This window comes from Rhodococcus sp. Leaf247 (assembly GCF_001426185.1).
Lineage (GTDB): Bacteria > Actinomycetota > Actinomycetes > Mycobacteriales > Mycobacteriaceae > Rhodococcoides.
The window spans coordinates 26,496-47,744 of sequence record NZ_LMRP01000004.1 but is presented as its reverse complement, the minus strand read 5'-3'; the positions used below and the strand labels follow the sequence as shown (position 1 = coordinate 47,744).

The 21,249-nt window shown below is 65.1% G+C and carries 21 protein-coding genes; 10 read left to right on the top strand and 11 right to left on the bottom strand.

Annotation, left to right across the window (positions count from 1 at the left end; genetic code table 11):
• Positions 1-4: 4 nt before the first annotated feature.
• Positions 5-865, bottom strand: a complete 861-nt coding sequence (locus ASG64_RS18230; protein WP_056075319.1) for a methyltransferase domain-containing protein — start codon at positions 863-865, stop codon at positions 5-7.
• Positions 866-929: 64 nt separating this feature from the next.
• Here ASG64_RS18230 and ASG64_RS18225 point away from each other — a divergent pair, with 64 nt between their 5' ends.
• The 5 genes from ASG64_RS18225 (at position 930) to ASG64_RS18205 (ending at position 6,709) form a co-directional block, all read left to right on the top strand.
• Positions 930-1,742 (top strand): class I SAM-dependent methyltransferase, encoded by an 813-nt coding sequence (locus ASG64_RS18225; RefSeq protein ID WP_162245397.1) that lies wholly within the window; start codon positions 930-932, stop codon positions 1,740-1,742.
• Positions 1,733-2,719, top strand: a complete 987-nt coding sequence (locus ASG64_RS18220; protein ID WP_056075311.1) for a phytanoyl-CoA dioxygenase family protein — start codon at positions 1,733-1,735, stop codon at positions 2,717-2,719. Before ASG64_RS18225 ends, ASG64_RS18220 begins: the two co-directional genes overlap by 10 nt.
• A gap of 216 nt (positions 2,720-2,935) precedes the next feature.
• Positions 2,936-3,526, top strand: a complete 591-nt coding sequence (locus ASG64_RS18215) for a TetR/AcrR family transcriptional regulator (RefSeq protein ID WP_062575815.1) — start codon at positions 2,936-2,938, stop codon at positions 3,524-3,526.
• Positions 3,527-3,687: 161 nt separating this feature from the next.
• A complete protein-coding gene (locus ASG64_RS18210; protein WP_056075305.1) occupies positions 3,688-5,328 on the top strand; it encodes an FAD-dependent monooxygenase in 1,641 nt (546 codons plus the stop codon).
• A 55-nt stretch (positions 5,329-5,383) separates the two neighbouring features.
• Positions 5,384-6,709 carry an MCE family protein gene (locus tag ASG64_RS18205; protein ID WP_056075301.1) on the top strand — a complete coding sequence of 442 codons (1,326 nt, stop codon included), beginning with the start codon at positions 5,384-5,386 and terminating at the stop codon, positions 6,707-6,709.
• Positions 6,710-6,718: 9 nt separating this feature from the next.
• On the opposite strand, the gene ASG64_RS18200 is transcribed toward ASG64_RS18205, so the two are convergent.
• The 5 genes from ASG64_RS18200 to ASG64_RS18180 all read right to left on the bottom strand — a co-directional run bounded on the left by ASG64_RS18200 (position 6,719) and on the right by ASG64_RS18180 (position 12,473).
• Positions 6,719-8,572, bottom strand: coding sequence for an FAD-dependent monooxygenase (locus ASG64_RS18200; RefSeq protein WP_056075299.1), 1,854 nt, complete (start codon positions 8,570-8,572; stop codon positions 6,719-6,721).
• Positions 8,569-9,207 carry a VOC family protein gene (locus ASG64_RS18195; protein WP_056075296.1) on the bottom strand — a complete coding sequence of 213 codons (639 nt, stop codon included), beginning with the start codon at positions 9,205-9,207 and terminating at the stop codon, positions 8,569-8,571. The genes ASG64_RS18200 and ASG64_RS18195 overlap by 4 nt, the downstream gene beginning before the upstream one ends.
• 16 nt (positions 9,208-9,223) lie before the next feature.
• Positions 9,224-10,180 (bottom strand): fumarylacetoacetate hydrolase family protein, encoded by a 957-nt coding sequence (locus ASG64_RS18190; protein WP_056075292.1) that lies wholly within the window; start codon positions 10,178-10,180, stop codon positions 9,224-9,226.
• 74 nt (positions 10,181-10,254) lie between these two features.
• Positions 10,255-10,914, bottom strand: coding sequence for a TetR/AcrR family transcriptional regulator (locus ASG64_RS18185; RefSeq protein ID WP_056075289.1), 660 nt, complete (start codon positions 10,912-10,914; stop codon positions 10,255-10,257).
• Between the two features lie 59 nt (positions 10,915-10,973).
• Positions 10,974-12,473: a flavin-containing monooxygenase gene (locus ASG64_RS18180; RefSeq protein WP_056075286.1), complete on the bottom strand. Its 1,500-nt coding sequence runs from the start codon at positions 12,471-12,473 to the stop codon at positions 10,974-10,976.
• Positions 12,474-12,613: 140 nt separating this feature from the next.
• Between ASG64_RS18180 and ASG64_RS18175 the strand changes: the two genes are divergently transcribed.
• Positions 12,614-13,540, top strand: a complete 927-nt coding sequence (locus tag ASG64_RS18175; protein WP_056076198.1) for an aldo/keto reductase — start codon at positions 12,614-12,616, stop codon at positions 13,538-13,540.
• Positions 13,541-13,731: 191 nt separating this feature from the next.
• On the opposite strand, the gene ASG64_RS18170 is transcribed toward ASG64_RS18175, so the two are convergent.
• Both ASG64_RS18170 and ASG64_RS18165 read right to left on the bottom strand, forming a co-directional pair.
• Positions 13,732-14,226 carry a hypothetical protein gene (locus ASG64_RS18170; protein ID WP_056075282.1) on the bottom strand — a complete coding sequence of 165 codons (495 nt, stop codon included), beginning with the start codon at positions 14,224-14,226 and terminating at the stop codon, positions 13,732-13,734.
• Positions 14,226-14,486, bottom strand: a complete 261-nt coding sequence (locus ASG64_RS18165) for a helix-turn-helix transcriptional regulator (RefSeq protein WP_042576586.1) — start codon at positions 14,484-14,486, stop codon at positions 14,226-14,228. The genes ASG64_RS18170 and ASG64_RS18165 overlap by 1 nt, the downstream gene beginning before the upstream one ends.
• A 195-nt stretch (positions 14,487-14,681) precedes the next feature.
• Here ASG64_RS18165 and ASG64_RS18160 point away from each other — a divergent pair, with 195 nt between their 5' ends.
• The 3 genes from ASG64_RS18160 to ASG64_RS18150 are packed head-to-tail and all read left to right on the top strand — an operon-like array spanning position 14,682 to position 17,249.
• Positions 14,682-15,674 (top strand): SDR family oxidoreductase, encoded by a 993-nt coding sequence (locus ASG64_RS18160; RefSeq protein WP_056075278.1) that lies wholly within the window; start codon positions 14,682-14,684, stop codon positions 15,672-15,674.
• A 38-nt stretch (positions 15,675-15,712) separates the two neighbouring features.
• Positions 15,713-16,456 carry an SDR family NAD(P)-dependent oxidoreductase gene (locus ASG64_RS18155; protein WP_235579613.1) on the top strand — a complete coding sequence of 248 codons (744 nt, stop codon included), beginning with the start codon at positions 15,713-15,715 and terminating at the stop codon, positions 16,454-16,456.
• Between the two features lie 43 nt (positions 16,457-16,499).
• Entirely contained in the window at positions 16,500-17,249 is a 750-nt protein-coding gene (locus ASG64_RS18150; RefSeq protein ID WP_056075271.1) for a TetR family transcriptional regulator, read from the top strand.
• On the opposite strand, the gene ASG64_RS18145 is transcribed toward ASG64_RS18150, so the two are convergent.
• Together ASG64_RS18145 and ASG64_RS18140 are read right to left on the bottom strand one after the other, a co-directional pair.
• Positions 17,241-17,633 (bottom strand): nuclear transport factor 2 family protein, encoded by a 393-nt coding sequence (locus ASG64_RS18145; protein WP_056076195.1) that lies wholly within the window; start codon positions 17,631-17,633, stop codon positions 17,241-17,243. The genes ASG64_RS18150 and ASG64_RS18145 overlap by 9 nt on opposite strands.
• Positions 17,634-17,677: 44 nt before the next feature.
• Complete coding sequence (locus ASG64_RS18140) at positions 17,678-19,399, bottom strand: phytoene desaturase family protein (protein WP_162245396.1); 1,722 nt, start codon at positions 19,397-19,399, stop codon at positions 17,678-17,680.
• Between the two features lie 143 nt (positions 19,400-19,542).
• Between ASG64_RS18140 and ASG64_RS18135 the strand changes: the two genes are divergently transcribed.
• Positions 19,543-20,112 (top strand): TetR/AcrR family transcriptional regulator, encoded by a 570-nt coding sequence (locus tag ASG64_RS18135; RefSeq protein ID WP_056075265.1) that lies wholly within the window; start codon positions 19,543-19,545, stop codon positions 20,110-20,112.
• A 64-nt stretch (positions 20,113-20,176) separates the two neighbouring features.
• Here the strand turns inward: ASG64_RS18135 and ASG64_RS18130 are convergent, their stop codons facing one another.
• On the bottom strand, positions 20,177-21,061 hold the full coding sequence (locus ASG64_RS18130; RefSeq protein ID WP_056075264.1) for a helix-turn-helix domain-containing protein: 885 nt from the start codon (positions 21,059-21,061) through the stop codon (positions 20,177-20,179).
• Positions 21,062-21,249: the final 188 nt, after the last annotated feature.

The window sequence follows — 21,249 nt, the reverse complement described above, 5'->3', positions numbered from 1 at the left end:
CGCGTTACCGACGGATCGTGCCGAACACGTCGACCGGGTGAGGCACTCGAAGCCCGCCGTCGTCACCGGTGACCGACACCGCCTCCAGGTAGGCGCGCACCGGCCCGTACAGGTCAGGGCTCAGCTGGGCCTGGACTGCGAAGTTCAGCACCAGGTCGCTCGCGGACGCCAGGTCCACCAATGCGTCCAGGGTGACCGCGTCGTCGATGACGATCTCGGCATCCACGAAAGCCTTCTCGACGTCGGCGCTGAACCACTGCCGATGACCTTCCACGGGCGGCGCGAGAACGCCGACCAGCGCATTGAGTGCGGCCGTCGGTGCCACAGCCACCCACAGTTCGCCGCCGGGACGTAGCAGGGCGAGCGCGGCACGCAGCGTTGCACCGACATCGACGACGTAGTACATCGAGTGCACGAACATCACGACGTCGAAGGTCTCGTCCACGGGCGAGTCGTCGAACGATGCGACGAACGCGTCAGTGCTCAGCTCGTCGGCTCCCAGCGCATCCATCGTGGACGTGAAGAGGTCGGCGCTCCCGAGCCAGGGGTCGACGCCGACATACCGAACTGGTCGGCCGGGAACTGCTCGCACAAGGCTTGCGGCAAGTCTGGCGTCGAGCACGCCGTCGCCGCATCCCACCGACAGGACCGAGATCGGTCCGTCGCCCCTCGTCGCCAACCGACCGGCGAAGTGCTCGGCGATCAGACCCCGCTGATCGGAGAGTCGCTCGAAGGCGGCGTGCTGTCGGGCATAAGAGTCGGGCTCGAGGCCCGCGAGCGCCGGAGCGCCACGCCGAACGTCGCGCAACCCGTCGATGAGCACGGCAGCGGTGTCGGTCGGCGGAGTCGGCGCTATGTTGGACATCGATACGAGTCAACCACGACGCACCCACCCGGTGTGCTGCGGTCGGCTTCCTAGGAGGAATGTCGTGAGCAGCGGAGATACAGCCGAACGCAGTCTCGAGCACTGGAGCGAGGCCTGTCGGACCGGCATGGAGGCGTTCTACGCGCTTGCCACCGAGGACTACCGACAGCTGGCACTGGCAGCCGAGTGGCCCACTCTGCTCGCCGACCGGGCCCACGACGGGTGGTCACTGCTCGACGTCGCCTGCGGCAGCGGGAAATTCCCCACCGCTCTCCGCCGCTACACCGACCTGTCGGCGGTGCCCGAGATCGCCTACGACCTGCTCGACCCGTCCGCGTTCTCCGTCGCCGAAGCGCGGGGGGCTCTGGGAGCACCGTTCGCGGCCCGCCACGACCTGGTGATGACTCTTCAGGACCTGCCGGCGGACCACACCGGTTACGACGTCGTGTGGGCAACTCACGCGCTCTACGCCCTTCCGCCGGCCGAATTGGACGCAGCCGCAGAACGATTCGTGGCAGCGATCGCTCCGGGCGGCCTCGGCCTGGTCGCTCAGGCCACGGCGTCGTCCCACTACCTGGCGTTCTACGACGCCTTCCGAGCCGGCGTGCGCGACGCGACCCCGTACACGACGGCCGAGCAGGTACGCGACGCGCTGATACGCGCAGGCGCGGACGTGCGAGACCAGCGGGTCACGTACACCACCGGTACCTCCGATCGCGCCATCGCCGAGGGTTTCCTACAGCGCTGCGCATTCGACGACTCCGTGTCCCTGGACGAGATGGAGGCGGCACCGGTGCTGGGCGACTACCTCGCGTCGTGCCGTGACTCGTCCGGTGCCTACACCTTCTCCCATGAGGCGGCCCTGCTGTGGCTCTGACCGATCCGACGACCAACGAGCGGCTTCCCGAACAGAACCGGGACGGCGGTATCGATCAGGACTGGGCAGGCGACGATCAGGACTGGTGGGACTGGTACGTCACCCTCGCCGCCAACGACGCGACGTCCACCGAACTGGTCGACGGCCCCGGCCTGCCCGATGTCGAGGCGGCCACGGACGAACAGGTCGAGCGCGAGCTGGCGGAGCCCTACGACCTCGATCCTGCCTCCGTCGAAGCTTTTGCGCGACAAGCATTCGTACGGCTACCGGGCGTGCTGTCTCCGGCCGTGGTCCGGCGACTCGCCGAGCGGCTCGAGGAACTGCTGCGCGCCGAGCACGGTGAGGACGTCGCCGGCCGGTTCACCGCGCTGGAACAGATGTGGTTGCACGACGACCTGATGCGTACCGTGGCGCTCTCGCCCCGGATCGGAGGCTTGGCCGCCACCCTTCTCGACGTGTCCGGCGTTCGGCTGTATCACGACAATGCTCTGTCCAAGGAGCCCGGCTGCGGGCGTACGCCCTGGCATCACGACGCCGAGCACTTCCCGCTGCAGACCACCGACGCCGTCACCGCCTGGATGCCGATGTCCGCCATTCCCGGTCGGATGGGACCGCTGTCGTTCGCGCGCGGCCGCACCGTTCTGAGCGAGGTAGCCGACCTGGAGTTCGACAAGGTCGGTACGTCGTACGACGAGGCCGTCGCTCGCCGTTTCGTCGAGCGCGATGTCGCCGTGGAGTCGGAGCCGTTCGCAGTGGGCGACGTGTCGTTCCACTCCGCGCTGTGCTTCCACACCGCGGGCCCGAACCGGACGACGCAGCCACGCCGTGCGTTGGCGACCACCTACTTCGCCGACGGGACACGCGTCGTGGAGTCGCCGACGCTGATCAGTGGCACGTGGCGCGAATTCCTCCCCGGCATCGAGCCCGGTGGCCTCGCGAACTCCGGGCTCAATCCGGTCGTGGGCCGGCGAACCTGACTCGAGACCAGCACTGGGCGTTCAACACCTCTTCACGGTGGTCGATGCCCTGAGTTCGTCGCGCCGTGAATCCTGTTCTCGATAGACCCCAGCTCGATACTGACGATATGCTCAGTTCTGTACGGGTTCTCCACGAGGAACGGACACTCCATGGTCGAGGAAGGCTCGGATCAGGCTCTCTCCCGACAAGCGAGACGTCGCCTGCACACACGGGCCATGCTCGTGCAGGCAGCGTGCGCATTCCTTGCCGGCGACGTCGGCGCCGACGCGAGCGTCCAGCAGTTGGCCGACCGAGCGGACGTCGGGGTCGGAACGTTCTACAACCACTTCGACAACAAAGAAGCCTTGTTCGAGGCCGCGATCGCAGAGACACTCGCCGAGTTCGGCCGATTCTTCGACGACGCGTGCGCCGACGTGGACGATCCCGTGATGCTGTTCGCCCACGGAGTGCGAATGACCGTGCATTTGAGCGAGTCTCACCGAGAGATGACCAGCATCCTGATGCGACTCGGGTTCGGATACCTCGCAGGCGATACGGCGTTGGCGCCCCGCGCCGCCGCCGGACTTCGGGCGGCAGCCGAGTCGGGTCGGCTGACGATCACCCATCTCGACACCGCTCTCGCGTGCACGGCCGGATCACTCCTGGGGTGCTTGCACGTGCTCGCCGCGGACCCCTCCGCCGATGTGGCACGCACGGCAACTGCCCTCGCTGCCGGACTACTTCGCATGTTCGGCCTCGACGACGCGACCGCGTCGGACCTCGCGTCCCGGCCCCTACCGACGCACCGAGTCATCCAGTCGGCCTGACTCCGCCGCCAGAACTGTCCGTTGACCTGCAGTACTGCATCGGCAGTCCGGTCACATGCAAACTGACGAAATCGTCATAAGTGAGGGTTCTTGACCCCCACAGGGCTCGAACGTGACGATTCGTTCACCGACACCGCCGAACACACCTCGGAAAGAGAGCCATGAGCATCGCCAGTACGAATCATCCCTCATCGGACGTCGACGTGGACGTCATCGTCGTCGGACTCGGTCCGACGGGAGCCACCGCAGCAAACCTGCTCGGACAGAGGGGCATTCGTACTGCGGTGATCGAGCGGGATGTGGACATCTATCCACGTCAACGCGCCATAGCCTCGGACGAGGACGCGCATCGGGTCTGGCAGAGCCTCGGATTGTTCGACCGCATGCTCGACACGATGTCTACCGACGTGAGAGTTCACCTCAAACACGGCGACCGAACGTTCCTGACCACCCACTCGGCAGAGAGCTACGGCCAGGGTGTTCCCGGGATGGCTTTCTACCACCAGCCGGAGCTGGAGCGAGTCCTCCGTGACGGCATCGAGCGCTTCCCCAGCGTGACCGTGACTGCAGGTCTCGATGCGGTGGCCCTCACCCAGGACGCCGACCGGGTCGTGCTGACTCTGCGGCCGGCGGACGGGAGCCCTGATCGGACGCTACGGGCTCGCTACGTCGTCGCCGCGGACGGCGGATCGAGCTCGATCCGGAAGATGCTCGGAATCCCGCTGCCGGGCAGACACATCGAAGAGCAATGGTTCGATATCCAGCTGCGCGCATGGTACGACCTACCTTCCGATGCACCACTCGACTTCACGTTCATCTCCGACCCGTACCGACCGGGCGTCGACTGCCCGTGTCCGATGGGCTACCACCGCGTCGAATTCCGCGTCAACAAAGGAGAGACGATCGACTACCTGCAATCCGAAGCGGGTTTGCGGGCGTTGCTCGCCGAACGTGGCATCGACTACGACACGGTGGAAATCTTTCGTAGTTGGGCCTACACCTTCCACATCCGACAGGCCGAGAAGTGGAGCGAGGGCCGGGTGTTCCTCGCCGGCGACGCGGCTCACATCATGCCTCCGTTCGCCGGTCAAGGCGTCTCGTCCGGGGTACGAGACGTCGCCAACCTGTGCTGGAAGATCGCCGCCGTGCTCGACGGCGCAGAATCATCACTGCTCGAGACCTACGAGCCCGAACGACGCCCGAATGTCACCGCACTGACTCGCTTCTCGTTGACGATCGGACGAGTGGTCATGCTGCGCAACGATCGACTCGCACGAGTCCGAGACTCCCTCTTCGTCGCCGCATCGAAGACACCCGGCGTTCGATCATGGCTCGCGAGAATGGGACTCAAACCCCGATACACACTCGGGACCCGCCGGGGCTTTTTCGCGGAGCAACCTGCCCGAGGCAGCATGCGCGGCACCTTCATCGAACAGCCGTGGGTGGTGGGGTCGGACCTGACGCCGGTACGCCTGGACACACTGCTGGCCGACTCCTGGACGTGGATCGGCTTCCCCTCCGCCCCGATACCGCACCGGTTGGCCGAGGCGGGGGTGTCCGAGATCAAGGTCGAGTATTCGTCCGCGCTGGCGACTCACCGTGTACCGACCGGACACATCGTCGACAGTGAACGCGTTCTCGAACGGCAACTCCGAAAGTCCGGGGCCGCCGGCATCCTCGTACGCCCGGATCGCTTCATCTACGGCAGTGACCGTGACCTGACCTCCGCGGACCATCTGCGGGTTGCCTCCGTGATGGGCTCGGCCCCTGTGCGCGGTGTCGTGACAGGCGCCGGGCAGTGATCGTTGCCGACGGTGTCGGCGAGAACGTCCTCGTCGAATCACGCAGGACAGCAGCATGATCGAAACCCCGCGGCCATCGGTGCGACGACTGTCCGGCGCCGCGTTCCTTGTAGCGGTGGCCGTATTCATCGGGACCAGCGTCGCAATCTACGCCCGAGCATTCGAGCCGGTGTTGCACGTCGAGCTGACCACCGATTCGGTGGGTAATTCCCTGACCCGCGATGCCGACGTCAAAATGCGGGGTGTTCTTGTCGGACGCGTCGAATCATCGAGGCCCACGAGTTCCGGCACGGTGGTGTCCACATTGGCGCTGAACCCGGATACCGCGCGGATGATTCCCGGCAACGTCACCGCCCGCATTCTCCCGAAGACCCTGTTCGGGGAACGCTATGTCGCCCTGCAAATGCCGGACCGGCGCGACGGCACAGCGCTCCGCGACGGGGCCACCATGCTCCAGGACCGCAGCGGCAATGCCGTCGAGGTCAGTGAACTACTGGACAGCATTCTCCCGCTACTCGATGCCGTCCCTCCTCGAGATCTCGGCGCCACTCTCGGGGCGCTGTCGGGGGCGCTGTCCGGCCGCGGGGAACAGATCGGACTGACCATCGACCGCCTCGAGAAGATCTTCACCGGTCTCGATACACAGCTACCCGCGATCAAGGCTGATCTGCAGGGCGTGGCGAAACTGTCGGTAACCTATTCCACCGCAGCACCGGACCTGGTGGACGCACTCGACAATCTCAGTTCCGTGGGGAACACGGTCGTCGAGCGCCGCAACGACATCACCGCCCTGCTCGCCTCGGCAACCACGACGTCCACCTCGGTCGCAGACGTGGTCGAACAGAATGCCGACTCGATCATCGGACTCGCCGCAGGTTCTCGTGCCACACTCGACATCCTGGCGGAGTACTCCCCCGCCGTCGGATGCACGCTGACATCACTCGCGAGAACCCGCGAAGACGCCGTCGCAATCCTCTCCGTCGACGATCCCTACCCCGGGATCCGCGGCACCCTGAAGTTCGACAACCCGATGGGCGCGTACCTCCCGAACCAGGACGAACCGCGCTGGTTCGACGACCGAGGCCCGTCCTGCTACGACACTGTCACCGCACCGGGCGAATTCTTCCCGGCGTATCCCGGTAGCTCGCGCAACGACGGCTCCTACCAACCCCCCTCGCGCAACCCCGGACCCGCGGAACTGGTGCCCGCCAGGCTCGCCCAGAATTCGCCGACTCCCGGGTACGCCGGATCCGCTCTCGAACGCGACACCCTCGCCGTCGTCTACGGTCAGGGCAGCGGCATCGATCCCGCGCACGTCCCTGCCTGGACCACCCTTGTCGGTGCACCAGCACTACGAGGCCGCGACGTCGACATCAACTGACAGCGCGCGCTATCGGCGTCCAGAAGCGATCGACGTCTCCTCCGTGCGGTCCGATCCGTCGGTAGGTGAGAAATACGGCAGCCAGGTGCGTCGGACGACATCGACGAACTGCCGTCCTGCCGCGTCGGCATCGTCACGCGAACGCCATACGACGTGGCCGTCGGCACGGACGACGACTGCTCCGCTCGTTCCCACCTCGTACAGGTCGACCGTGGCCTCGGGCGACGGGACCCCTGTCATATCGACGACGCGAGTTGTCAACGGCGACAGCTCGGTCGACAACGACGACAGAACTCTCGTCCACGACGCGGGGTCGGACGTGAATATGGTGAAAGCACTCGGTGTCGTAGCGACGAGCTCGAGTGTCGACCGCGGCCCGGACGGGGTCTCGACGACGGTGTGCGGCAGACGTCCTCCTGGCCTGGTTGTGGGGCGGTACTCGACGACATCCTCGGGGCCTAGGGCCGGCTCTCGTTCACCAGGTTCGGCCGCGATCAAGGGACCGCCATACCGATACCCGTACTCCAATCCTGTCGAGACGAAGTGCGCGAGTTGCCCGGGGATACTTCCTGCCACGAGATCGCGAACACGTTGTGCGCGCCGTCCCGTCGACGCGAGTATGCGCGTACGTGCCAGCCCGGCGCGAGTCACTCTGTCCGCCAGAGGCGCTGCGAGACGACCGGGAATCATCGTCATCGGTCGCCGCGACATCGCTGCCGTCGCCCGTTGCAGCATCGTGTTGGTGACACCGAAATAGCGGGTCGTGTCGTCCATCTTGACGTGATTGCTGACGCTGTGTCGGGCGAACAGGTCGATGACCGGTCGACGCTCGGTCTCGTAGGTGTCGAGCAGTCGGTCGGTGGCGTGCCCACCGAGAACGGCATCGAGCTTCCATGCGATGTTGTGCGCGTCCTGCACCCCACTGTTGAGTCCGTAGCCGCCGGTATGCGGAAAACGGTGTGCAGCATCACCTGCCAGAAGAATCCGGCCACGGCGGAACACCTCGGCGGTCTGGGATGTCATCGTCCATGTCCCGGTCGAGACGACCTCGACGTGCACTTGGTCGCCCAGGACGGCCGGCAACGTCGTGGCCCAGAAGTCCTCGCGGCGACGGGCCACGTCCTGATCGGGGTGAAGGTACGTGTTCATCAACACGTAGTGGTCATCGGCATGAGCGATCATGACTCCCGCGAAGTTCGGCTGATAGATCCAGCTGAGCAGCGGGCGGGCGTCGGCGGGATAGAGCCCGGGCGCACGAAAGAATGCGCTTCCCATGCGGGCCAGCACCGGACCATGCATTTCTACATTCGCGAACTCGCGGATATCGCTGTTGGCGCCGTCTGCACCGACAAGGTACCGCGCAGCCACGGTGGCACCGGTGCTCATCTGCGCGGTCACTGCGTCACCACGCTGCTCGACGCGCTCGACGCGAGTGTTCCTGCGGAAGTCGATCAGTGGTTCCCGGTCGAGCGCCGTCCACAGCACAGGCATCAACTGGTGCTGTCCGATGTGCGAGATCAGAAAGTCACTGTGCGACTTCACACGAGCGAGTTGTTCCGGACGCGATGACAGGTCGATCTCGCCGAGAGCTCGCCCGCTCAGCTCGGAACACCAGCGGATGAGACTCACATCCTCGATCGGGGGTGCCAGCGCGGCGATGTCGCGCGCCAGAGCCGGATCCGCCTCGCGCCAGATCTCGAGGGACCTGCCGTGGATGACGTGTGCCGCGGGATGAGTCAGTTCGTCCGACCTGCGGTCGACGACGATGGACGCGATGCCTCGACTTGCGAGCAACAGCGCCGCCGTGGCGCCGGTCGAGCCGGCCCCGGCGATGAGGACGGGCGCCGGATCGGAGGTGCTCACAGCGTACGAAACGTGATGGCGCGTCGGTTGACTCGCGGAGTGGTCCCCGGTCTTACGCCGGCGTCACGTCGTAGCAGCGACTCCGCGGGGGCACCGTCACGGAGTCGTTCGAGCAGGTAGGACGGGTCGATGGTGATTCCGATCGGGTTGCTCGCGAACTCGTCGCTGGAGAAGAACCGAGCGGTGTCCTCGGCTGCGGAGAAATTCTCCGTCTGGAACTCCAGACGCGTTCCGTCGGGATCCTCGTAGTAGAGCGACGTGGTCGGGCCGTGATTGATAGCCCACACCGGGGTGATGCCCCGCGCGGCCAGTCGTTCGTAGTTCAGCAGCAGCGGCTCGAGCGTGGCGTAGGTGAAGGCGAGGTGGTCGACGCCGTAGATCTTGCGTCGAAACCTGGCCAGCGGGAACAGGTATCGGAGCATTCGAGGCACCTTGACCAGGGCCAGACGGTGACTTTCGTCGTCCCAGGTGAGGAAGGCGATCTGACCGTCCTCGTGCACGACGTGGGCGCCGAGAACGGCGGCGTACCAGTCGATCATCTCCTCCGGACGCGCTGTCTTGACGACGAAATGGGCGATGAGGTCCGGGGCGAGCGCTGTCGTTGTCGGAGCGGGGCTCGCAATGGGCGATGGCATGGAAGTCTCCTCGGTGTCAGTTCGGTGCGATGATCGGCGTACGTTGCTCACCGAGATCCAGGGCGCCGTCGGACGATCGGATGGTGCTGGTGACGGTGTCACCCGGGCTCAGGAACGGGCCGGCGAGGTTGCGGCGGACGAAGAGTTTCCACATGACGTGCTCGGGCAACAACGCGGTCGCGAGCCGTCGCACGATTGCGGGTGGCGACTTTGCCGCGGTGCCGTGCGGGGTCCCCGTCAGGAGCACGTCGCCCACGTCGAGATTGCTGAAAGTGCTGAGCTCGGTGAGTGATTCGGCGGGACGGTAGACGAAGTTCGCGGTGGTGTCGGTCTGACGCAGATCACCGTTGACGTGCAACCGCAGTACGAGGTCGTCCAGGCGGTCGTAATCTGCATCGTCGAGGACCGCGAGCAATGGGCCCAGCGGGCAGAAGCCGCGGTAGCTCTTGCCTTTCAGATACTGCCCTTGCGGGAGCTGCACGTCACGTGCCGACAAGTCGTTGGCGATGGTCACCGCGACGACGTACTCGCGTAGCGAGTCGTCGGTGATCGTGACCGGCTCGGTGATCGCCTTGCCGATCACCAGCGCAAGCTCGATCTCGTGGTCGAGCAACCGGACGTGCGACGGGCGGGTGACGGCCGAGTGCGGGCCGGTGATCGAGGCGTCGGTCTTGTCGAAGAAGAGGTTGAACGCCGTGTTGTCCGGATCCATCCCGGAGTCGATGGCATGTTGGCGAAAGTTCGCGCCCTGGCACAACACTCGGCACGGAGTGGTGATCGGAGACAGCATCTGCACGTCGTCGGCCACGTGGGTGGGCCGCCGCGATGCCGCGGCCGTCCAGTCGTCGCGTCCGTTCTCGAGAAGTTCACCGGTGGTCGCGTAGTCACCCTCGAGCGCGATGATCCCGCCGGCCGTCACCACACCCCACAGCTCGGCCTTGTCTGTCGTGAAGCGGCTGAGGTAGGTCGCCATCGTCTGAACTCCGTCCGTCGTGGCTGGGAGTGTCAGACTAACGTGTTCGCTGAACAACAGTCAACGAATCGTGTTCAGTCGGATCGGCCGTGGTCGTCCATAGTTGCGGCGGCGGAGAGTACGGCGATCTGTTCACGCAGGTCCGGACAGCCGTCGATGGCCTGAACACCCCTCAACGCGCCGATGCCGATCTCGATGAACGAGGTGACGAGGGCGTCGACAGGCAGCGGATCGGGGTCGTTCAACCACCACGACGACGCCTCGTCGAATGCGGCGACCAGGGTCGTGCCGACGAACTGGATGAGCTTGTTGCCGGGGTCGAGATCCAGGGCGTGCGCCAACGCGGTCAATGCCCGCGTACGTCCTCGGTCCGACGCGGCGACGACGGTCGGGTCCGGGTGTCGCCGCCCGACGATCAATCGCAGCGCGACTCCGCGGTGATTCTCGAGGTAGCTCAGATGAGTGCGCAGCGCGGCCCGGACGACCCTCGGGACGTCCGCGTCGTCAGGAATGCTGAACGCGGAATCCATCTCTGCAACAACGTTATCGAGGACGGCTCGATAAATTCCCTCTTTGTTCGAGAAATGATGGAACAGCAATCCGTGGGCGACACCGGCCCGTTTGGCGATGTCCGCGATCGTCACATCGCCGTAGTCCCGCTCGGTGAACAACTCGGAGGCCGCCGTCAGCAATCGTTCCCGTGTGGCGGCCTTCTGCTGCGCTCGTGTCGTCAACGAACAATCCTGGAGGTCACTCGACGAGACTACCCGGGGCTGTCACATGGGTCGTCCGATCACGACCGTTCGGCGAAGGCGTAGTCGTTCAGGTCGAATCGTCGGCTCCGCCACGACGCCTCGAGCGTGGTCGACGCTCTGAATGGCACATCCCCGTTCTTGGTGAAGTAATAGCTGTTGGCGCTCGCACAGCTCGGGTCGGTGAACACCTGCAGCGGCCGCCGCTCCAGGATGGCGCTCATGTACTTCTCCTGCGCCGCCGGTGTCACCTCGGCAACCGACGCCCGGAGGCGGCGAGCTTCGCTCAAAACCCGCACGATGTGGGCGGCACTGTTCTCGACCAGGGTGAAGAACGACGCGCCGTTGTAGCCGTAGGGACCGAAGACGGTGAAGAAGTTGGGGAAGCCTGCTGTCGTCACGCCCTGGTAGGTGTGGAACCGCGCAGCGTCCCAATGCTCGGCGAGGTCTGTTCCGTCGTCGGACGTGAGCGGGTACGTCGGCAGCGCGTCCTTGTCGGTCACCTTGAATCCGGTGGCCAGGATGAGCACATCGAGCTCGTGCAGATCGCCGTCGGCCGTGCGAATCCCTGTCGGCGTGATCGCCTCGATGGACGCCGTCTGCAGAGCGACGTTCTCGCGATTGAACGTCGAAAGGTACGAATTGTGGAAACTCGGCCGTTTGCATCCGAGGGCGTACTTCGGGGTGAGCGCCTCCCGCGTCGCCGGATCATCGACCTGCGCGGCGATGTATCGACGCGCGGCGACCTGCAGGGCGGCGGTGCCGGGAACCCATCGATGGAAGTGGGCCAACACCGGAAACGTCGCCTCGACGAATGTCTGGCTCGCCAAGCGAGCGACCTGCCGAACTCCGGGAACTCGCCCGAGGCCGGCGCGTCCTACCCGGCCGAGCGGGAAGTCCGGTTTCGGCAGGCACCAGATGGGCGTGCGCTGGAACACGGTCAGGTGCTCGACCTCGGGTGCGATTTCCGGAACGACCTGCACAGCCGTCGCGCCGGTGCCGATGATGCCGACCCGCTTGCCCGCCAGCGATACCTCGTGGTCCCAGCGGCTGGTGTGCATCGTCGCGCCACCGAAGGAGTCGATGCCCGCGATATCGGGCAGTTTCGGTTGGCTCAGCGGCCCGCCTGCGTGAATCAACCAGCGGGCCGTGACATCTCCCCCGCTGGTCGAGATCGACCACTGGGCAGACTCAGCGTCGAACGAGGCTCCGTGCACCCTGGTACCGAATCGAAGGTGGGCACCCAAGCCGTATTCCTCCACGATCTGCTCGGCGTAGGCACGTAACTCGCTGCCCGGGGCGTAGCTGCGGGACCAGGTCGATCGTTGAGCGAAGGAGAATTGGTAACTGAAGGACGGGATGTCGACAGCCACACCCGGATAGGTGTTCCACTGCCAGGTACCACCGGGACCGTCACCGTCGTCGACGATGAGCACGTCGTCGAAACCGGCTTTCGCGAGAGCGATCGCGGTCCCCAGACCGGAGAAGCCCGCACCGACGATGACGATCTCGTGGTGTGGGCGGGCTGAAACGTCAGGCACCGACGGTTCCCTTCTGCACTGTGCGTCGCGGCGAAGCACTCGGACTGATCATGCGACCGTACAACCGCGTCGCCGGTCCTGGTACGGACTCTTCCATCCCCGGTTGCGCCGAACGGTTCCTCGCGGGTACCGATGTGCAGATGAAGACCTTCGACCTCCCCGGCACCGACCTGCACGCCTCGAGCATCGTTCTCGGACTCATGCGTATCGAGTCGCTCGACGACGAGCAGATCCGCACACTCGTCGGAACCGCCCGTGACGCCGGTGTGTCGGTGTTCGACCACGCGGACATCTACGGCAGCGAACGTCATGCGTGCGAGCGACGGTTCGGTGATGCAGTGTCGTTCGCGTCCGACCGCGACGATGTGATCATTCAGAGCAAGGTCGGCATCCGCGAGGGTTACTACGACTTCTCGGCCGAGCACATTCTCTCCACTGTCGACGAGTCTCTCGCTGCGCTGCGCACGGACCACCTCGACATGCTTCTGCTGCATCGACCGGACGCCTTGGTGGAACCCGCCGAGGTGGCTCGGGCCTTCGACACCTTGCAGTCCGCGGGAAAGGTCCGACACTTCGGCGTCTCGAACCACACTCCCGGTCAGATCGCCGTGCTGAAGACTGCGGTGCAGCAACCCCTCGTCGTGAATCAGGTGCAGCTCAGCATCACTCATGCACCGCTCGTCGCGGCAGGCGTGGCCGCCAACATCGCCGGGCTCGACCAGTCCGTGGATCGGGACAATGGACTTCTCGACCACGCACGCGTGCACGGCATCACGCTCCAGGCGTGGTCACCGTTCCAGAAAGGTACGTCGGACGGGGTCTTTCTCGGCGACCGTGAGAACTATCCGGACCTCAACGATGCACTCGACGACCTCGCCGACCAGTTCGGAACCACTCCCACCGCCATTGCCACAGCCTGGTTGACCCGGCACCCGGCGAATATCCAGGTCGTTCTCGGTACGACCACACCGTCACGGGTCGCGGAGGCGGCGGCCGGCTCCGACATCGAACTCGATCGTCAGCAGTGGTACCGGCTCTTCAGGGCCGCGGGCCACACGCTGCCGTGACCAGTGCACGTCCGAGCAGCGGGGTATTGACAGCACTCCTCACTCGTGGAGGTTTTCGGACGTCCGGTCGTGGACGTCTACCCCCGCCCCACGGTGGTGGAAGTCCACGATCACCGGGCCGAAATCGGGCCTGGAGGCATCCCTGGTTCACATCGAATTGCTACCTGCCCACAAAGATTTCACTGAATCACTCAGTCCTCGTCGGCCTCGAACTGCTGCTTGCGTCGACGGCTGCGAAAGATCGCCAGAGCAGCTCCACCGCCTCCGATCACGGCTCCGACGATCAGGCCGGCCCATGTGCTCGTATCTGCACGCCCCGGCAGATACTCGTCCGGAGCGAGGGTCACCCCGATGCCGACGAAGGCCACCAGCAGGAGGACGGCGCTCACGTTGCCGCGGGCGGTGAACCACCGAGTCTCCGCGAACAGGTCCACATCCCTGGACTTGGCGTAGGCGAGGGTCGCGCAACTCACGACTCCACCGAAGATGATGATGCCCAGTGCAGTCCACGCCCCGGGGCGTCCACCGACCCACGGGAGAACAGCGGCGGCCACCAGCCCACCGAAGGTGTGCAATTGCAGCCCGACGGCAGCGGCTTCGTTCCATACGTCCCGCTGACGCTCGTCGCGATAGAACTCGGCGTCGAGATCGCCGACGAACCGCATCGATGTGGTGAACGCACTCATCAGGACTCCTTCTCGCTGAAGCTCGGGGTGTCGGACTTCGGGGTATCTGACTGCGGGGTGTCGGTGTCGACCGGGAACAGATGCTCGACCGTGGAGTCGAGCGCTCCCGCCACTTTCAGTGCCAGATACACACTGGGGGCGTAATCCCCGCCTTCGATCGAGACGATCGACTGTCGGCTGACTCCGCAGACGCGGCCCAGCTCGGCCTGAGTCATGCGGGATGCCTTCCGGAGGTCTCGCACTCGGTTCGTCACGACCATGTAAGAAGTCAACTGTACTTGTCATTTAATGTCAAGGGTCGTTGACATTTGCTCGATCGGTATCGATCGGGGCCAGTGCGACGTGGGGCCATCACGGCATGCGCCCATCGCTGAGTCTTGCGTTATTTGCATATTGTGTGCAGTCTTTGCAGCACGCACGGGGACGAACCGGGTGCGGACACCGAAGGGGGTTTCATGATCACAGTGACCAGTGCCGCAGGCGGTGTCGGACGACTGCTCGTCCGACAGCTCGCACAACGCGGTGTTCCGGTGCGCGCGGTGGTGAAGAACATCGACCAGGAAGGTACGACGCGACGGGACGGCGCAACAGAGGTCGTCGTGGGCGACCTACGATCTCCGCAGACACTGGACACGGCCTTGGTCGGCACGACCGTTCTGTACCACGCGGCTCCCACCCAGATCATCGACGAGCGACCCATCATCGAGCACCTCATCGCCTCGGGACCGTCCCAGGGATTGCAGCACATCGTTTTCCACTCGGTGATCCACCCGGATCTGCACGAGCTGACCCATCATCGACAGAAGGATGTCGCGGAGGGGCTGCTGCGCGACAGCGCTCTGCCCACCACAGTCCTGAGACCGTCGCACTACATGCAGAACTATCTCGAAATATGGGATCTTCTGCAGGCGGGCGTCATGCCCTACCCCGTCTCGCCGAACAGCGTCATGGGCGTGGTCGACGTCGCCGATGTCGCCGAGGCGGCAGCCACCATCGCGCTCGATCCGACACCGCACACCGGACGCACCTACGACCTGTCCACCGTCGAACTGACGCGTCACCAGATGGCCGCGATCTGGGCGAAGGTGTTGGGACACGGCGTGACTGCGGTGCGCATTCCCCCGTCGTCGCTGACACAGAGAGCAGCCGCACTACCTGCACTCGGGGCGGTGGTGACCCATGCGGTGCGGGCCACCGGGCTCCGTTCGGTCGGCCACCTCGTTCGTGGCGCCGGCGCAGCCTCGAATCCCCGCGGCATGAACGACTGGCCACCCGATGCCCGCGTTGCGTACCGAACGATGATGTCGCACTACGACCGCCACGGACTTCCCGCCGGCGACCTGACCGTACTGCCGGCGCTGCTCGGCCGTGAGCCCACCTCGTACGAGGACTTCGCCCGACGAGCCATCGCAGAACACGACCAGCAGAGCCGGAGTGACCGCGGATGAAGCAGGCGCCGCACCGATTTCGCCCCCGACGGTCCCTGGTGACCGGCGCGAGCTCCGGCATCGGAGCCGAATTCGCCCGAGCCCTTGCTGAGCGCGGCTCGGACCTGGTGTTGGTGGCGCGGCGCGAGGACAGACTCGTCTCTCTCGCAGCCGAACTAGGACGCGAGCACGGAGTCCACTGCCGCATCGTCTCCCACGATCTGTCGAAACCGGCGGCCGGACGTCACTTACGAGACCTGGTGCCCGAAAGACTGGACCTTGTCGTCAACAATGCCGGCTTCGCTGTTCAAGGCACCTTTATCGACAACGATGCCGACGATCTCGCACGGCTACTCGCCGTCGACGTCGCGGCCGTCGTGGACATCTGCTCGGCGTTCCTCCCCGACATGATCGCTCGCGGCACAGGATCCCTCGTGAACGTCGCCAGCACGACGGCATTCCAGCCCGTCCCGACCCTCGCTGTGTACGCCGCAGCCAAGGCGTTCGTCCTCAGCTTCACCCAATCCTTGTGGTACGAATCCAAGCGCCACGGTGTCCGAGTGTTCGCGCTCGTCCCGGGTCCGACGCGCACCGAATTCTTCGACGTCATAGGCGAGACGGCCGCGGTAACGGGCTCACACCAGACAGCGACCGAGGTCGTCGCCACCGCGATGCGCGCCCTCGACGCGAAACACTCGCGCCCGTACGCAATCTCGGGCCGTAAAAACTCGATCCAGGCTGCGACGGCGATGTTGACTCCACCACGGATACTGCTTCCCGCCGTGGCCCGTCTGCTGCACTGAAATCCGTCGTCCCTCGCGCCGACACGGCTGTACTGTCACCACTATGGCCAGGGTCTCGAGATTCACGGCGGCCGACCGTCGCGACGCGGTGGAACGTGCATTCACAGGAACAGAAAGTCCGGCCGCTGTCGCCGCGGCCATGGGCATCCACACCACAACGCTGTATCGATGGGCTGCGTCCGACGCTACGGACGACTCGGGTCCTGCCACGACCCGGCTCGTCCGCGCGACCCAGGAGCTCCTGAGGCACGCCGACTACGGCGACATCACCGTCGAAGCCGTGGCACAGCAGTGCGGCCTCTCTCCCAGAACTGCGTTCCACCACTTCCCCGGCAAACGCGACCTGTTCCAGGCGGCGGTCAACGACGCCGCCACCACCCTGATCGACCGCATGGCAGCACGGTCCGCGAAAGTGGAGTGGCCGGACGATCCTCTGGGGCAGCTTCAGTCGTTTCTACACATCGCCGCAGCCACCATCTACGACACCCCGGCGACCCACGTCCTGTTCCGCGACATCGGTGTTCCTCGCAGCGAGGGAACCGCTGAACGGTGGCACACCGACTTCGTCCTCGCGATCGAACAACTGCTGCACCGCGCGGCCGACGCCGGCCAGATCGATCACCGGACCGATGTTGCTGCAGCAGCGCAACTTCTGACCGGCGCCATGCGCGGGATTCACAAGGCAGTGTTCGACGGCGCTTCCCCCGGTGTCGCGCTCGACCTCGTGGATCGCGTCCACCTGCTGGTCCCCGTCAACCAGCGAGCGAGCGCCGTGTCGACATGTTCACGCTGAAGTTGTGCCCGGTCGACCCGATGTGAGAGTCGTGATCCTGTCGGCGACAGCTCGAGCGGCCGACAATGGTCTCACCATGACGGTGAAGTCGTCGATGAGGCCGTCGTCGTCGACATGCACGATGTCGCATCCGTGCACGGCGATATCGCCCACCCGGGCGGTGAACACCAGTACGTGGTCGCGGCCACCGACATCGTCTATGACGCGGACATAGTGGAAGTCCTCGAACACACCGGTGATGGCGGCGCCCAGCAGCGGCGCTGCAACCTTCTTGCCCCGGTACGGGGTGAAGGCCACGGGTGAGTTGAACAGAACGTCGTCGTCGAGCAGAGCTGCGATGGCGTCCGCATCCTTCGCCTCGACTGCGTCACGGAGTTGCTTCATGGCATGTCCTTCGATAGTGATGGTGGATGTCGGGAACAGCACGCTCACGCGGACGGAGTCGCGACGTCGAGTCGAGGCCTGCTCTGCCGAGTCGCTCGTGCAGCCGCGAGCGAATCCCACCCGCTGGGTACGGCGGCGATGGTGCCGGCGGGTACCAGAGGACGACCGTCGCGGAACTCTGCTACCAGGTTCCGGCCGAGAATTGCGCCGGCCGTGACGATTCCGGACAGGAGAACGCCCTCGGTGGCAGGCCCCGTGCGGCAGCTCGCTCCCGCCAGGAACAGTCCGTCCACGTGCGTTCTGGGACCGGGCCGTGACACACCGGTCTGCTTCATGTTGAACTCGATGCCGTAGGACGCTCCCTCGGTGGACTGGGTGTACCGCTCCTGAGTGAGAGGCGTTGCAGCTTCGCGGTGGATGATGTGGCCGTCGAGTTCGGGAAGTGCGGACTGCGTGCGCGCCACCATCAGGTCGGTGAGTGTGGTCTTCATGGTGTCGTAGGTCGCGCTTCCCGCATAGCCGTGATCGCGTCGATCGACATCGTCTGCGCCCCAGAGTCGGTGGTCCATCACGATGGGGAACATCGACTCAAGGGAACTGCAGCCGTCGGGTGCATATCTTTTCGCGGTCGGATCCTTGATGTCGGAGCAGTGGATGTAGGCAGGCAGGACGGGACAGATCCGGTCCAGCCAGCTCTGCGCAGTGTCGCCTGGCCGGAACCGTTGCCCTCTTTCGATGTCGGACAGCGAGGTCCAGGAGGGCACCGAAAAGCTGTCCTGATTCGGCCTGGTCGCGGCGAGGTCGACATCGGCTCCGAGGAAGGCGTTGAAGAACGGCGCCGACATCCGAAAGCCGTCGACACGCTTCATGGTCGAGGCGTCGACTGCGCCCGCGGGGAGGAGGACGTTGTACGTCTTCTTGATGTCGGCCGTCGAGATCACGGTGTCGGCGCGGTACGTCGCTCCCCCGGCCAGTCGTACACCGGCGGCTCGGCCGTGTTCGATGATGATCTCCTCGGCGAAGGCGCGGGTGACCACCTCGCCGCCGAAATGCTCGATGACCCTGAGCAGGTTCGAGGCGAACGTCTGTCCGCCGCCGTGGGGGAACCAGGCACCTCCACCGACGAATTCCGCCAGGAACGAGGCGTAGGCGAGAAACGGCAGTCGGTGCGGAGGGCAGTTCATACTTCCTGACGGCGACATCGACAGCAGAATCTGCAGGCGTGGGCTCAGTCCGAAGTGGTCCATCACCGCGGTGAGCGATGATCTGGCCAGTGGCGCATGGCGTCCGAGTTTCCACGCTGTCTTCGCCATTCCGGTCACCGACTCCGCCGACGCGACGCGATCGACGGCGCCGCCGAACTTGCGGGTGACTTTGACGAAGCGTTCGATGGCCCGTCGCTCGGCCGGAAAGAGCGTCGTCAGCCGGATGCGGTATTCGTCCCAGTCGGTCGGCACCTCGAATTCGAGATCGGGGAACACGAAACGTTCGTACCCGTCGCGGCTCATCGGCTCGAACGTGATGTGCTCACCGAGCCCGAGGCCTCGGAACATCGTCGGCATGTCGCCGTCGGGACCGCAGTCACCGAGGTGATGCAACCCGACCTGCCACTCCCACTGACCCTTTCGCCGGAACACGTGCGTACTCCCACCGACGACCGAATACTGCTCGAGGACAACTACTTTCTTGCCTGCCGCGGCCAGGGCAGCTGCGCTGGTCATGCCCGCCAGGCCGCCGCCGATGACGACGACGTCGTAAGTCGACACGTGAGACGTTCCTTCCGTCGCGCTCACCGCCCCGCAGTCGATAGCTCGCGTGGCGATGGCCGATGAGAGGTGAACCGATCGGTTCACGTGGTTCATTGGTAGCATGGACCGATCGGTTCACACAAGGACAGCGGAGGCCGGACATGACGGGACCACGGGAGCGGATGATCACCTCCGCGATTCACCTGGTCTGCGAGCGCGGCGTTTCCGCGACGGGACTGGCCGATCTGTTGTCGCGCAGCAAATCCTCGCGCAACTCGCTCTATCAGCACTTCCCTGCCGGCAAGAGTCAGTTGATCGAGACCGCTGTGCGCGCAGCGGGTACATCGATGAATGTGGACCTCGGTGCGGCCATGGCCGACGCGACACCCGCCGAGGGCGTCGGTCTCATCGTCGACGACTGGAAGCGGCGCTTGACGACGTCGGAGTACACACGGGGGTGCCCCGTCATGGGTGCGGCCCTGGCCGAGTCCGAACTCGCCGTCCAGGACGCCGCAGCGGATGCCTTCGAGCAATGGCGCGACACATTCGCGAGCGCCTTCGCAGGTCGTGGTCTACCGCTCGATCGCGCCGGAGCGCTGGCAGGATTCGTCGTCAGCGCGATCGAGGGGGCGATCGTGCAGTGTCGCGCCAAGAAGAGCACTGTTCCACTGGATGACGCGCGAAGCGAGTTGATCCTGCTGCTCGACACCCACTTCCGAGAACGACCCTGACATGCGAGGCCGCACCGACTACCGATGAACCGTCCATCGTCAGTGTGGTGAATGTCAGGCATGGCTACTTCTTGTGCATGCCGCTCGCGTCGTCGACGGATTCCGCTGCCCAGCTGGCAAGGAGTTGCAGACCGTCGTGCGAGGGCGTCCCGACCGCAGCAGTGAAAGCGATGAGCATCAGCCCGGGGGCAGAATTGACTCCGAACGCCTCGTAGGTCAGATCCAGGTCGCCGACGACGGGATGGTGTATTTGCTTTATCCCCGTCTCGTGGACACGCACGTCGTGCGCCGCCCACATCTGACGGAACTCGTCACTGCGAGTGGACAATTCTCCGACCAGATCAGTGAGCGCACGATCATAGGGAGCACGACCGGCTTCGCCACGAAGCAGGGCGACGATCTGCTCGGCAGAGTCGAACCAATCTCTGTAGAAATCGGCCGCTGTCGGATCGAGAAAGACATATCGAGCGAAGTTCGTCGGCCGACCCTCGTCACCTGACATCTCCGAGAACAGAGCGGACCCGAGGCGGTTCATCGCCAGGACGTCGAAACGCCCGTTCTGCACGATGACCGGCACATTCGTCATCGAGTCGATCGTTTGTCGCACGGCATCACTGACTTTCCGCGCGGAAACCGGGCGGCGCTTTCGCCGCGCACCGCCACGTTCATTCGCTGTGCGCACCAGCTCGTGCAGATGGAGCCGCTCCGCGTTGTCGAGCTGCAGTGCTCGGGAAAGGCCCTCGAGTATCGATTCCGAGATGCCGGTGGCGTCACCGCGTTCGAGACGGATGTAGTACGCCGTGCTCATCCCTGCCAGCAGTGCCACCTCCTCGCGCCGGAGACCCGTGACGCGCCGTATCCCACCGAACAGGGGTAGACCGGCCGCTTCGGGTGTGAGTCGGGCGCGCCTGGTCATGAGGAACTCACGGATGTCGTCCTTGTTGCTCATCCCCCGAATATAAGCCGATCACCGTGCACCCGGGAGTTACTGGCGTTACCCCCGAAGTCCGGGACTCCCCGACGGTCGCAGTGTGCGCTTCACTGGATGTCGGCCGGAGCGTCCCGGCTGATCGGACATCCTCGGCAGCCTATCGACGCGGCTGCCCGTGGAGTTCGAACACGCTGCACCACAATGAC